Here is a 13,038-nt window from a genome sequence, read left to right on the forward strand (position 1 = left end):
CTCAGCTTTGTACCAAAATGTTTGAAGTCACCATTTGACTCAGTACTATTTCAAAAGTATCATTTACTGAAACTTTCATGGACTTGTCATATTCTTGAATATCCAAAACTTGAATATTGTCGCCCAATTTGAGGTTGAGTTTATCTATAAGTTTCAAAAAACTATCTTGAGAAGAATCAACGGCCTTAAAAACCACTTTCTGATTGAGTATACATTGTTCTAGTTTCACATAGTTTTGGTGTAAAACGGCCCCAAACTTATCTGGAATTGGCGAGCCGTGCGGGTCGACTTTTGGAAAATCCAAAAGTTCATCAATTCTATCAAAAAAGATTTGAGATTTTATGTGCTCTACTTGCTCGGCTATTTCGTGCACTTGATCCCAAGCAAAACCCATCTTTTGTACCAAAAACATTTCTACGAGTCTATGTTTTCGGATGATTAAACCAGCAGCTTTTTTTCCTTCTTTTGTAAGCGTTAGCGGTTTATATTTTTCATAAATCACCAAACCTTTTGCTGCAAGCTTTTTAGCCATACTGTTTACAGTCGGCATTTTTATGGATAAATTTTTACTTAAATCTAGTACCGAAACCTCTACACTTTCAGCACTTAAGTGAAACATAGCTTTTAGGTAATTTTCCTCGGTAAGTGTCATCATTTACAAATTTATCTCATTTTTATTTGAGAATATAAAATAGAATCTATTATTTTTGTTAGACTAATCTAACTTTTTAGTTTTATCCATAAAATAATTGACATGAAAAAATATATATTTGCCTTTTTGATGCCATTGAGCTGCATTGCCCAATTTGAATTAAGCGGAAAAATCAAAAACAAAAATCAAGTTTTACCTGGTGCGATTATAAAAATAGAAAAATCAGATTTCTTAAAAATGTCAGATGAAGAAGGCTATTTTAGTTTTAAAACAGTACCCAAAGGAAAAATTGAACTGACAGTGTCTTATATTTCAATGAAAACAAAGAAACTTAAATTAGAAATTATAGGAAACAAGTACATAGAAATAGATTTAGAAGAAGACAATCAAACGCTAGACGAAGTTGTAATCAGTGGAAACTTGAAAGAAATGAGCAAATCAGAGAGTCCGATTGCGATAGAAATTTACAAACCTGCCTTTTTTGCAAAAAATCCGAGTGCCAATATTTTCGAAGCCCTTCAAGGCGTAAATGGTCTCCGCCCACAAGTAAACTGTAATATTTGTAATACGGGCGATATCCATATCAACGGAATGGAAGGGCCTTACACTTTGATATTGATAGATGGCATGCCGATAGTGTCGTCTTTGAGCTCAGTGTATGGCCTGATGGGCATCCCAAATAGCCTCATAGAAAGAGTTGAAGTTGTAAAAGGCCCTGCCTCTACACTTTATGGCTCAGAGGCCGTAGGTGGACTCATTAATATTATCACAAAAACCCCATTAAAAAGTCCAAAACTGAGTTTTGATGCTTTCACAACGTCTTGGGGTGAGATAAACAATGATTGGGGATTTCGATACAAAATAGGAAAATTTTCAGCTTTGGTAGGGATAAATATGTTTAATTACCAAAACATTAAAGACAAAAACACAGATGGTTTTACGGATTTGAGTTTACAGAAAAGGCTTTCCGTTTTTAATAAATTCCAATATTCTTCAGGATCTGTATTTCTAAGATTTTCGGGTGAAAACAGATGGGGAGGTGAAACCAATTGGGACAAAAAATACAGAGGAACAGACCAAGTTTATGGCGAAAGTATCATAACAAAAAGAGCAGAATTGATTGGAAATCAAAAACTAGCTGAACATCTTTCAATCGGATACTCATTGGTTTACCATTTACAAGATTCTTACTATGGAGAAACGCCACTTTTGGGAAAACAAACCACAGCTTTCTCACAGTTAATTTATTCGAAAAAGAAAAACAAGCAGGATTGGTTAGTGGGCTTACCATTTAAGTACAATTATTATGACGACAATACGATTTTAACCAAAACGGCACCAATCTCTCAGTTTACGCCAGGTTTGTTTGTGCAAAATGAGGCGGCAATTACCACAAAACTAAAAACTTCTATGGGTGCTCGTTTGGATATTCAAAAAAACCATGGTATGATTTTCACGCCAAGACTGGCTATAAAATGGGATAATTCTTTACGGCTCAACATTGGCAAAGGATATAGAATAGTAAACGTTTTTGCGGAAGAACATGCCGCCATGACAGGGGCTAAAGAAATAATAATAGAGGAAAATCTAAAACCCGAAGAAAGCTGGAATGCGAACTTAAATTGGAATGAAAAAATTGCTTTAAAAAATGGATTTATTGGTATAGAAGTATCTGGTTTCTATACGTATTTTTCTAACAAAATACTCCCAAACTATGACCGGCATCCCGACAAAATATATTATAATAATCTAGATGGCTATTTAACCTCAAAAGGCTTAAGTCTAAGTCTGGATTTAAATTTGGAAAATAGCCTAAAAGTTCAGGTTTCGGGGACCTTACTGGATGTAAAAAAATATGAAAATAAGCAGACCGCCAGACCTTATTTTACCGAGAAATATTCGGCAAAAATCTCTGCTAGTTATGATATTCCAGAATTAAATACCACGATAGACTTTACAAGCAATATAACTGGCCCATTGCTTTTGCCATTGCAAAATGAACTAGACCCGAGGCCGGGCAGTTCGCCTTGGACTTTGATTCACAATGTGCAGTTTTCGAAGAAAATACTAAAAAACGCTAAACTATACGGAGGAGTAAAAAATCTCGGTAATTTCTTGCCGTACAAAAACTTGCCTTTCATAATAGCAGGAGCCAAAGACCCATTTGACAAAAATGTAACTTACGACAATTCAGGGCTACCTATCAGCACCGAAAGCAACCCTTATGCCTTAAATTTTGACCCCACTTATGTTTATACTTCATTGCAAGGCCGAAGGGCATATTTAGGCTTAAAGTTTGAGATAAAATAGCATTTTTAACCTAATAATGTATCTAGAATTTATAATTGGCATATTTTATGAAAGACTATTTTCTGTAAATTTACAATTTAACCCTAATTTAGATGTTCAACAACAAGAAGGTAGTAGTTGTTTTTCCGGCATATAATGCTTCGGCCACCATCAAAAAAACATACGATGAGATTCCGTTTGACATTGTAGACGAGGTGGTGTTAGTAGATGATGCTTCAGTAGATAGCACGATAGAAACTGCCAAAAAAATAGGCATTAAACACATAGTAGCTCATCAAAGCAACAAAGGTTATGGCGGAAATCAGAAAAGCTGTTATAACAAAGCTTTAGATTTAAATGCCGACATAATTATCATGCTACACCCTGATTACCAATACACTCCACTTCTTATTAGGTCTATGGTGAGCATAATATCTGAAGGACTTTATCCTGTGGTGATAGCTTCGAGAATATTAGGAAAAGGTGCCTTGAAAGGCGGAATGCCTATGTATAAATATATTTCAAACCGTTTTTTGACTTTCGCTCAAAATCTTATTATTGGCCAAAAACTTTCTGAATACCATACTGGCTACAGGGCTTTTTCGGCAGATGTAGTGAAAGACATCAACTTTATGGCCAACTCTGACGACTTCGTGTTTGACAACCAAATGCTCTGCCAGATATTTAACAAGAACTACGAAATAGCCGAAATAACTTGCCCAACAAAATACTTTGAGGAAGCTTCTTCCATAAATTTTTCGAGAAGTTTGAAATACGGCATAGGTTGCTTACAAACTTCTATGCAATATTGGTTGCACAGAAAAGGTATTGTAAAAAATGTAATTTTTGAATAAAAAAACTCCCTAAAATTTCTATTAGGGAGCTAAATATCAATCTTTTATTGGTGGCGGTGGTGGCGAAACACTTTTCACTTTAACTTTTGGTGCTTTGGGTACCTTCGGTGCTTTTGGGGGCGGCGGAGGCATATTTCCATTTCTATATACTTTTACTGGCTTTGGGGGTTTCGGTGGCTTTGGTGCTTTAGGTCTATCAATTATGATTTTAGACTTAATATCACCAGGGAGCATTTCGATAATTTCATTTATATTTTTATCTAAGTCCTCCGACATGGCGTCCATCGGTGCTGAGAGTTCATCCATTTTTGCCGACAATGCTTCCATAGGTGCCGAATGTTCTTCTAAATGAGCTGAAAGTTCATCCATTTGCTTACCATATTGGTCCATTTCAGCATCGTATTCAGCCATTTGTTTTTCAAACTTCTTTTCGATAGCTTCAATTTGTTTTTCTGTCAAATCCTTTCCTTTGTAGGCTTCTTCGTACTTTTTGGCAGCCATTTCCATTTTCTTACCTACTTCCTCCATCTTTTTGCCAACTTCCTCCATAGGTTTTGAATTCATCCCCATACGCTTACCAATTTCTTCCATTTTCTTGCCTTCAGCTTCCATCAGCTTACTTTGGCTTTCAAGTTTCTGCTGGTTTATTTCTATGGCCTTAAGTCTTTGATCAACTTTCACTTTTACTTCAGGACTAAGCTGAACTTCTTCGCCATCAAAAAGGATTTTGTTGTCCGTAATTCTGAAATCGTGCTTGTTATTTTGAATAGTGATATTGTTGCTATTTTTTGACTTTGGAGCTATCGTCGTGTCTGTTTTAACTACTCCAACAGCCTCTGTTTTTTCTATTTTTACATTCGTAGCTTTATCTTCTGTCTTTTGAGCAAAAGCAAAAAATGTCACAAAAAGTCCAAATACAATCCAGATACTTTCTTTGCTGAAATTCTGATTTTGTTTAATGCCAACTATCCTTTGCACCCGCTCAAGCAAAGTATAGCGTTTTTTTCCAAAAGCCATCGCAAGACTAGGAGCGTAAGCTTTCTCCTGAAGTTGCACCAAAGTCTTAGCCAAAAGCAGCTTATCGCCACTTATTTTTAGGGCCATATCATCACAGCAGTTTTCTCTTTCTTTTCTGATAAGGGCAGAAATAAGCCACATGGCCGGATGAAAAAAGTAGATTACATCCAAGACCGACTGCAAAGCATTAAAAAGGAAATCTTGGCGTTGAAGATGGGCAAGTTCGTGTGCCAGAATCGTCTCCAATTGTTCCTTCGAAAATCCGGTAACTACCTGCATGGGAAGCAAAATAACAGGTTTGAAAAAACCCATAATCATAGGCAGTGAAACCATTTCTGAGGTTTTTATTACCACCGTTTTATTGATGCCCATCTTGTGCTGCATCTTTAGCAAAACCGCCGTAAGTTTTTCGTCAAAATGGTTTTGAGGATGGTTTTTTAATTTATTTACCCATACATAGCCTAAAACCAATTTTGCAAACAAAATCACACAGCCAAGCATCCAAACACCTACCAAAAGCGAGAGGTTATTTTGCAGAAAAACCAATAAAGTTTGGAAACTACTCAAAGCTTTCGGCATCATATTCAGACTTTCAAAGGTCTTTTGTGTAGAATTTTGAAACTGAATATAAAAGAAAGTAAAAACACTCGCGGCAAATTGTATCGTCAACAAACCCATACCTGACCAATATCTAATACTTGCTTTTTTGGTAGACAGTACCACTACAAAATACACCAAAGTAATGACCAAAATCTGCCAAAGAGCGTGCACCAATGTCCAGCCAAGCGACTTGGCGAGCGGACTGGCAAAAAATTCTGTTACGTTTTCCATAAGATCTTTTTTTAATTTTTTAAAATAGCTTTTTCATAAATTGTTTTCGATTCTTTTCCCAATTGAAATGAATCATTTTTTTAGTTTCCCAAATCATCCCCTTTTGTGGGAGCTTGGTTCTCTAAAGTTGCAATCAGTTGCTTGAGTTGACTCAACTCCTCCTCAGATGTGTGATGATTGCCGAGAGCCTGCATCACCAAGCTCATGGCATTGCCCTGAAAAGTAGAATCAATAAAACGATTCAATAACGATTTCTGTGTATCTTCCTCCCCTACTTTTGCCTCAAAAATATGCTGTTTGCCTTCGGCGTTTCTAGCCACCAAACCTTTTTCAAACATTATCTGCATGATTTTCAGCGTGGTAGTATACCCAGCTTCTTTGGTTTTGTTGATTTCCTCATTTACCTGTTTCACTGTGGCACGGCCCATTTGCCACAATATTTTGAGGATTTCAAGTTCTGACTCTGTTGGTTTTTGGAAGGTCTCCATCTATCTACGAATTGTTTCGTACAAATGTAATACGAAAAGATTCGTACTTCCAAATTTTATTTACGAATTTTTTCGTAGATGGGAGAAATTAAGATATCTTAAGACTTTGTTTTGGATGACATTTCCAGAAAGAAGATAAAATAAACTAGGAAAACATTCATAAAAAATCGCCTACAAACCTAGTGAGGCTCTGATTTCCAAGAGTTTACTTTCATAAGATGAACCAACGGGGATTTCAATTCCCAAAAGCCAAACAGAATTTCTACTTATTTTTTCGATTTTACTCTTTGAAATAATATAAGAACGATGAATCCGAATAAAAGCGTCGGTAGGTAATACTCCTAATACGTCAGAGATACTTTGGCGGGAAAGCAGTTTTTTATTGCTTAGGTAAAAAGTCATGTAATTTCCATCGGCTTCTATATAATGGATGTCGTTTAAGTCTACCTTTTCTTCTTCATATCCAGTTTTAATAAATACATGACTAGGAGCTTCTTCCGCTTGATTTTTTTTGATTTCCAAGGCTTTTTGACAAGCTTTCGTAAACCTCGCCAAAGAAAAAGGCTTCAATAAATAATCTACCGCATCCAACTCAAATCCCTTCACGGCATATTCAGAATAGGCTGTAGTAAATACAATCGGAATATTTTTTGGCAAAATATTCACCAACTCTATCCCCGAAATATCCGGCATGTTGATATCCAAAAACAAAAGATCGATTTTATGATTTTGCAAATAAGCCAATGCCTCAAGCGAATTGGTAAACATAGCATCTAAGCTCAAAAAAGGGACTTTTTCAGCAAGCATTTTTACTACTTCCAGAGCATGTGGCTCGTCGTCTATCGCTATGGCTTTTAAGTTCATTGGTGTATTTTTTGAGAAAGAGTTGGTTCAGGAGTATTACCCATATCTAAAATGACATCAAACTAGGTATTGAATAGGCATAGAAACAAGGCAATTTACCTTAAAAGACATTTCAAGAAAGCAATACCTCTGCTGGAATACCCAATCTTTTATGAAACATCTTAGCTATTTTTAATGTCAGAGGTTTTTTATTATTCAATATAGCAGAAACATACGCCTTACTTCCAATGGCCTCCACAAAGTCTTTATGCTTCAATCCTTCATCTTTCATTTTATTTTTGATGGCTTCTATCGGATCTGGAAAGGGAACACTGTAATTTTTATCTTCGTAGTCTTTTATCAGTAAAAGAGCCATTTCTAAAGTATCGCCTTCAGCTGTATTAGGTAATACAGCAGCATCAAACTGACTATCTACCCAGTCGAGCATCTCTTCATACTCACTTTCAGTTTTTATTGGCTTTAAGTTTTTCATTTCTTCTTCATTTTTACAGTACTTACATCTATTTTATCATATTCGGCATGCGTACCAAACCATTTGATTTGTATGGTTTTATATAAAAAAACAACCCGAACCACCAATCTATACTTGTTGCCAAAAACATTAAATACCACACGGTCATCACCTACTAAACTTACATTTCCGTAGGTATTTTTCAAATCTTGAAAGGAAGAAAAATCACTTTTCAAAAGTTCATGATACCATTCTAATAGGGCGTTTTTTGCCCTAGGATATTCATCACAATAAGCCAAAAGCGTTTTTCTATTTATAATATTAAACATTTTGTTTACTCATAGTGAACAAAAATAAAAACTAATTGATTCTTTTCCAAAGCAAATACTCTTTTTTTTAAGATTTTATGATAAGCAAATCACCCAAGATACACTAATATTTTCTTAATATCCATCGACTCTCCCCCTCCATCAATACACCCCCAAAACCAGGCTAACAAAAAAATCATGCTCGGTTTCTTGTATCTCCAGCTTGTGGCGATTGGGATAGATCATTTCTAAGCGTTTTTTTACGTTTTCAAGGCCTATGCCGTGGCTTGGCTGGCCAAGTTCTTGCTTGGTATGAATGCTATTGTGCACCTTAAAATACAGATGTTGAGCGTCGTGCGTAAGCGTAATAAAAATCCAAGACGGCGACCTAAAACTTATGCCGTGTTTGAAGGCATTCTCCACAAAAGGCACCAACAACATGGGAGCTACAAAAACCTCCTTATCTGTCTTTTGGATATTAATCTCCAGCTTAATGTCTTGGTTTTCGTCAACCCGCATTCGCTGAATAGCAATGAAATTCTCCAAATATTCAATCTCCTTCGACAGCAAAATCCTATCCTGATGATTCTCCTCCAGCATAAACCGCATCATATCCCCCAGTTTTTGAATTCCCTCGCTCGTCATATTGGCGTTTTCTTTCAGCGACACCGAGTAGAGCGTATTCAGAGCATTAAACAAAAAGTGCGGGTTTATTTGCGACCGCAAATTGCCCAACTCCGCCGTTTTGTTAGATATTTCAGTCCTTAGTGCCCTCTTTTCTTTCGAAAAAACCCTCCTCAGAAAGGCCATCGCCAACGACATCACCAACAACACCGTAAAAATCATCAGCAAATAAGGTGGCGAAATCCTAAAATACGACCTGCTGTAAATAGCCCATATAGTAACCTGAAACAAATGAATCAAAAAGCTGCCGGCCAACAGAATAAACAAATATCCCTTAAAACCCACCGAAAAGGCTTTGGATTTAATATCAGAAACATAGGGCATACATTTCCGATAAAAATAGTCCTGAGCCAAAAAACCGACTATGCCACTGAGTCCCAAAAGAGCCAATTCTCTGATAGGTCCTATCCAATAGTCTTTCTGCGGAAGATGCCCAACAAATGCCAAAACCAAGAGAAAAACACAAACGCCACCTTCCAAAACATACCCAATAAAAACGTTGTTATCCTCTTCTCTCAGCTTCGCCTGAACATAATAAAACGCCTGAGCAGCAGCCTCATACAAAACCAAAATCAGCAGTACTGCCACAGCATCATTAAGCCAAAAAATCTTCCGGAATTTAGAATAAACCACCGCACCGTTTATTTTATCAAATGCCTCGCCCGAATTCCCCACCGCATGTACCAATACTTCGCGGTAATACAGCTTAAAGTAATTGTGCACAAAGACACTCGAAAACACCAAAACCAAGGTAAACACACCTAAAACCAAGGTACTGGCAGTAAACTCCTTGGCCTTAAGTTTTGGAAAAAGCCAAATATGAAAAACATACCAAGCTGCAAAAAACAAGGCACCACCAGCCACTATTGGCAGCATGGTATTCGCAAAATGGGAGTAATCAACCAAGCCCCGCCACACCGCAGCCATATCTCTTTGCTCAGGCGGCAAATTGTACATATCGAAAATAAATCTATCAAACGCTCGAGCCTCCTCAAACAACCGCTTGACCACATAAATGGCCACACAGACCAAAACAAAAACCACCTCAAACTTCCGACCTTTCATCATATTCTGCATAGCTTTTTCATAATTATGCCCCAAAACTAACCGCCGCCACCAAGCCAAATGAAAAAATGTTTTGAAAGCACCCAAAAAAGTGACCAATTTCCTGAAACCTCAATATCAGGGCAGCCACGCCGCCTACGTCAGGCGTGCCGGGCTATCTACTACTACTCCTCGCGGCTACGCCAGCTGTGGGGTATCCGTTACTATCCCTGCTGCGGGAAAACCCAAAATGTCATTTAAGAATATCGAAAATAATTAATGAGTGATTTTATGATTATTTTTTATCTCAATTTTTGAGATGTATTTACATTATTTTTTTACTTTTGAAGACCAATATTATTTTGGCTATGAATAGAATTAAAGAAGTGCTAGACAAAAAAGGAATTAAGCAAACATGGTTAGCTGAACAATTAGGAAAAAGCTATAACATGGTAAATAGTTATGTGCAAAACAGACAACAACCAAGGCTTGAGGTATTGAATGATATAGCAAAAATTCTAGATGTAGATATTATTGAATTAATTACTTCAAATAAGAAAAAATGAGAAAAGAAAATACCTAAAATAAATTCATTGACCATTCTACTGGTATCTAAGGGATTTCATTAAGCAAAGTATTCGGCAATTGGAAAATGTGTATTTGCTAATAAATTGGATAAATATACAAGAATTTCACGAGAAGCAACTTTATGAAAATAAGTTTACAATTTAAAATAAATTTAAACAATGATTAACAATATAAATGATCTGATTAAAGCTTCTGAAAGATTTTCAATGCCAGATGATAAAATTGAATTGAAAGAAAAAGGAAGACTTGAATTTATTTCTAAATTTCCGTTGGCTTCAATTCAGAACTTTAAAATTAATGACTATTGTCTTGGCACCTCAGAAAAAAGCTTCTCGTACTGGCTAGAATTTAAAGGTATTCTATTCGGGATTGGTGGTGGTAATGCATCTAAGTTTGGAATCTATAAATCAAAAGATGGAAATTATTATGAAGGTTATGGCACAAAAAAAACATCGTTACAAGCAAATATTCTTGATGCAAAGTTCTTAGAGCTTAAAAAAGCTATTATTAAAGGACTAGATTTCGTTAGAAAAAATGAAATTGAAAAAATTACCACTATCCAAACATCCATTTGGAATATAGTATTGCTAAAAATATTTTGTCTCTATTATCCAGAAAAATTTTTAACAATAGGTGATCCCGATGTAATAATAGAATGTGCTAAAAATATAGGCATTAAAGGAGTTGAATTAAAAAATGAAAATTCAATTTTTATTAATTACTTGTGTAGAAAAAAACTTAACGAAACAAAGGAGTTTTCAAATTGGCATTATGAAAAGGTTGGCACTTTAATATGGCAAACTTTTAAAGAAACTGCGAAAAGAGACTATTATTTAATTGGGTCCAAATATGGTAAAAATGCGGATAAAGATGTATTCCCGGAAATGTTAAAAAAATCAGTTGTTGCGACTGGATTTGCTTCAAAAATTGATTTAACAGAACTCTATAATGAAAGCCATTCTGAGATTAAAGAATTTTTACAATTACATAACGAAGAAAGTAATTCTATAAATGCCATTAAACATTTTCTTACATTAAGGCCTGGAGATTTAGTTGCTATCAAAGGAGATGGCAGTCCCAAAGGTACCGAAGGCTATCTTTCAATAGTAGGTATAGCAGAGGTGATTGAAAAGAACGGAAAAGTATATGAATATGATCCAAAAGGACTAGGACATATTATTAATGTTAAATTCATCAATGCACCAATATTTAAAGAATTATCACTTGGTGGCTATGGCAGAACTATTCACAAGCTTTCCAATGAAGAACACATCAAATTAATATTTAAATCTAATAATGAAATGAGATATTTTGAAGAATTAAACAAATTTCTCGGCCAAGCAAAAACAGATGACCTTGGAACAATTAGAAATAATTACCTACAAAAATATCGTGGCTTAGAAATTAAAATCAGCTTTGGACAAGGTGGAGCTGCAAAAATACCTTGGATTTCCTTTCTTTGTAAAGGTCAGACTACTAGTAATGGAATTTATCCTGTATATCTTTACTTCAAAGCTGAAAATCTTTTAATACTAGCATATGGAGTGAGTGTTACAAACATCCCAAATAAAAAATGGGAATTAAAAGATCCAAAAACGATTTCTGAATATTTCATAGAGAATAATCTAGGCTCTCCTTTTAACTATGGCAATTCCTTCATTTTTAAAACATATAGCATTAATGACCTGCCTACTTCATCAACGATTGATAACGATCTTAATGAAATATTAAATTATTATATTTCACTTAATTTAATGGAAGATGCTATTCCAAAAATTAGCAAAATGAATCTTGATTATAGAACTTTCCTAGAAAAATCAAAAGAAGCGGGCTTGATCTTCTCTCCTCAACTTATTCAACGCTTAATAGCTTCTTTGTGCACCAAACCATTTGTAATTTGCAGTGGTCTTTCAGGTTCTGGTAAAACAAAATTAGCACAAGCTTTTGCTCAATGGATTACATCTGATGAATCTCAATATGTAATTGTTCCTGTTGGTGCAGATTGGACTAACCGTGAACCTCTTTTAGGTTATCCAAATGCATTAAATAAAGAAGAATATGTAAGCCCTGAAAATGGCGTTTTAGATTTAATGATTAGAGCAAAGCTAAATATTGAAAATACCGAAGAGCCGACAAAACCTTATTTCTTGATTTTAGATGAAATGAATTTGAGTCATGTAGAACGTTATTTTGCTGATTTTTTAAGTACAATGGAATCTGGTGATAAAATTCCGCTACATAGAATTATACCTGAACAAGGTAAAGACCCAATATATATTCCACAATCAATAAATCTTCCTAAAAATTTATTCATAATTGGAACTGTAAATATTGATGAAACTACTTACATGTTTAGTCCTAAGGTTTTAGATAGAGCTAATACCATAGAATTTAGATTGACTGAAAATGATTTAGCAGACTTTATAAAGAGTGATGTCAAACTCGACATGAATTTATTAAAGACTCAGGGTTCTAATATGTCGGAAAGCTTTATACAAATGGTTATTCCTAAAAAAGAGGAAGATGATGTAAAATTGAAAGAAGAAAAAGACATCTTAAAGTCTTCCGAAGCAGATTTGATACTATTCTTTTTAGAATTAAAAAAATCGGGTGCCGAGTTTGGTTTTAGAACTGTAAGTGAAATTGGAAGGTTATTGTATATGCTAAAAGAACTTGGCGAATCGGGTGACAACTTACTAGATATAGCCATAATGCAGAAATTACTACCAAAATTACATGGTTCACGAAACAAGTTGTCTAAGGTACTTCCCATTTTAGGTGGTTTTTGTTTGACAGACAATTCAAAAATTAAAGAAGATTATTTGGATAAATTCTTAAGCAATAGTTTAACCGAAGTTGAACTTAAAGATGACACAAATATCAAATACAAAATATCATTCGAAAAAATTTGCAGAATGTATAAAAATGCAGTTGAAAACGGTTTTGCAAGTTATGCTGAAGCCTAAAA

General features: G+C 35.1%; 11 protein-coding genes. 4 read left to right on the plus strand and 7 right to left on the minus strand.

What is annotated here, in order from left to right; translation table 11 throughout:
- Window position 1: 1 nt before the first annotated feature.
- A complete protein-coding gene (locus EGI22_RS16575) occupies window positions 2–655 on the minus strand; it encodes a metal-dependent transcriptional regulator (RefSeq protein ID WP_255069539.1) in 654 nt (217 codons plus the stop codon).
- 99 nt (window positions 656–754) lie between these two features.
- Here EGI22_RS16575 and EGI22_RS16580 point away from each other — a divergent pair, with 99 nt between their 5' ends.
- A complete protein-coding gene (locus EGI22_RS16580; protein WP_310588176.1) occupies window positions 755–2,962 on the plus strand; it encodes a TonB-dependent receptor in 2,208 nt (735 codons plus the stop codon).
- Between the two features lie 92 nt (window positions 2,963–3,054).
- Window positions 3,055–3,795: a glycosyltransferase family 2 protein gene (locus EGI22_RS16585; protein WP_255069540.1), complete on the plus strand. Its 741-nt coding sequence runs from the start codon at window positions 3,055–3,057 to the stop codon at window positions 3,793–3,795.
- 36 nt (window positions 3,796–3,831) lie between these two features.
- Here EGI22_RS16585 and EGI22_RS16590 read toward each other — a convergent pair whose 3' ends face one another.
- The 6 genes from EGI22_RS16590 to EGI22_RS16615 all read right to left on the minus strand — a co-directional run bounded on the left by EGI22_RS16590 (window position 3,832) and on the right by EGI22_RS16615 (window position 9,602).
- Complete coding sequence (locus EGI22_RS16590; protein WP_255069541.1) at window positions 3,832–5,643, minus strand: M56 family metallopeptidase; 1,812 nt, start codon at window positions 5,641–5,643, stop codon at window positions 3,832–3,834.
- 80 nt (window positions 5,644–5,723) lie between these two features.
- Complete coding sequence (locus EGI22_RS16595; protein ID WP_255069542.1) at window positions 5,724–6,131, minus strand: BlaI/MecI/CopY family transcriptional regulator; 408 nt, start codon at window positions 6,129–6,131, stop codon at window positions 5,724–5,726.
- A gap of 171 nt (window positions 6,132–6,302) precedes the next feature.
- Window positions 6,303–6,995 (minus strand): LytTR family DNA-binding domain-containing protein, encoded by a 693-nt coding sequence (locus EGI22_RS16600; protein WP_255069543.1) that lies wholly within the window; start codon window positions 6,993–6,995, stop codon window positions 6,303–6,305.
- A gap of 112 nt (window positions 6,996–7,107) precedes the next feature.
- On the minus strand, window positions 7,108–7,467 hold the full coding sequence (locus tag EGI22_RS16605; RefSeq protein WP_255069544.1) for a type II toxin-antitoxin system HigA family antitoxin: 360 nt from the start codon (window positions 7,465–7,467) through the stop codon (window positions 7,108–7,110).
- The gene (locus tag EGI22_RS16610; RefSeq protein ID WP_255069545.1) at window positions 7,464–7,775 is read right to left on the minus strand and encodes a type II toxin-antitoxin system HigB family toxin; all 312 of its coding nucleotides are present in this window, start codon (window positions 7,773–7,775) and stop codon (window positions 7,464–7,466) included. The genes EGI22_RS16605 and EGI22_RS16610 overlap by 4 nt, the downstream gene beginning before the upstream one ends.
- 141 nt (window positions 7,776–7,916) lie before the next feature.
- Complete coding sequence (locus EGI22_RS16615; RefSeq protein WP_255069546.1) at window positions 7,917–9,602, minus strand: sensor histidine kinase; 1,686 nt, start codon at window positions 9,600–9,602, stop codon at window positions 7,917–7,919.
- 248 nt (window positions 9,603–9,850) lie between these two features.
- On the opposite strand from EGI22_RS16615, the gene EGI22_RS16620 reads away from it, so the two are divergent.
- Window positions 9,851–10,048 carry a helix-turn-helix domain-containing protein gene (locus EGI22_RS16620; protein ID WP_255069548.1) on the plus strand — a complete coding sequence of 66 codons (198 nt, stop codon included), beginning with the start codon at window positions 9,851–9,853 and terminating at the stop codon, window positions 10,046–10,048.
- A gap of 180 nt (window positions 10,049–10,228) precedes the next feature.
- Window positions 10,229–13,036 (plus strand): DUF3578 domain-containing protein, encoded by a 2,808-nt coding sequence (locus EGI22_RS16625; protein WP_255069549.1) that lies wholly within the window; start codon window positions 10,229–10,231, stop codon window positions 13,034–13,036.
- Window positions 13,037–13,038 lie beyond the last annotated feature (2 nt).

It is taken from the genome of Lacihabitans sp. LS3-19 (assembly GCF_024343575.1).
Lineage (GTDB): Bacteria > Bacteroidota > Bacteroidia > Cytophagales > Spirosomataceae > Leadbetterella.

Excerpts from the sequence above, each read along its gene's own strand:
- EGI22_RS16575 (WP_255069539.1), bottom strand. The coding sequence starts at position 655 with ATGATGACACTTACCGAGGAAAATTACCTAAAAGCTATGTTTCACTTA.
- EGI22_RS16580 (WP_310588176.1), top strand. The coding sequence starts at position 755 with ATGAAAAAATATATATTTGCCTTTTTGATGCCATTGAGCTGCATTGCC.
- EGI22_RS16585 (WP_255069540.1), top strand. The coding sequence starts at position 3,055 with ATGTTCAACAACAAGAAGGTAGTAGTTGTTTTTCCGGCATATAATGCT.
- EGI22_RS16590 (WP_255069541.1), bottom strand. The coding sequence starts at position 5,643 with ATGGAAAACGTAACAGAATTTTTTGCCAGTCCGCTCGCCAAGTCGCTT.
- EGI22_RS16595 (WP_255069542.1), bottom strand. The coding sequence starts at position 6,131 with ATGGAGACCTTCCAAAAACCAACAGAGTCAGAACTTGAAATCCTCAAA.
- EGI22_RS16600 (WP_255069543.1), bottom strand. The coding sequence starts at position 6,995 with ATGAACTTAAAAGCCATAGCGATAGACGACGAGCCACATGCTCTGGAA.
- EGI22_RS16605 (WP_255069544.1), bottom strand. The coding sequence starts at position 7,467 with ATGAAAAACTTAAAGCCAATAAAAACTGAAAGTGAGTATGAAGAGATG.
- EGI22_RS16610 (WP_255069545.1), bottom strand. The coding sequence starts at position 7,775 with ATGTTTAATATTATAAATAGAAAAACGCTTTTGGCTTATTGTGATGAA.
- EGI22_RS16620 (WP_255069548.1), top strand. The coding sequence starts at position 9,851 with ATGAATAGAATTAAAGAAGTGCTAGACAAAAAAGGAATTAAGCAAACA.
- EGI22_RS16625 (WP_255069549.1), top strand. The coding sequence starts at position 10,229 with ATGATTAACAATATAAATGATCTGATTAAAGCTTCTGAAAGATTTTCA.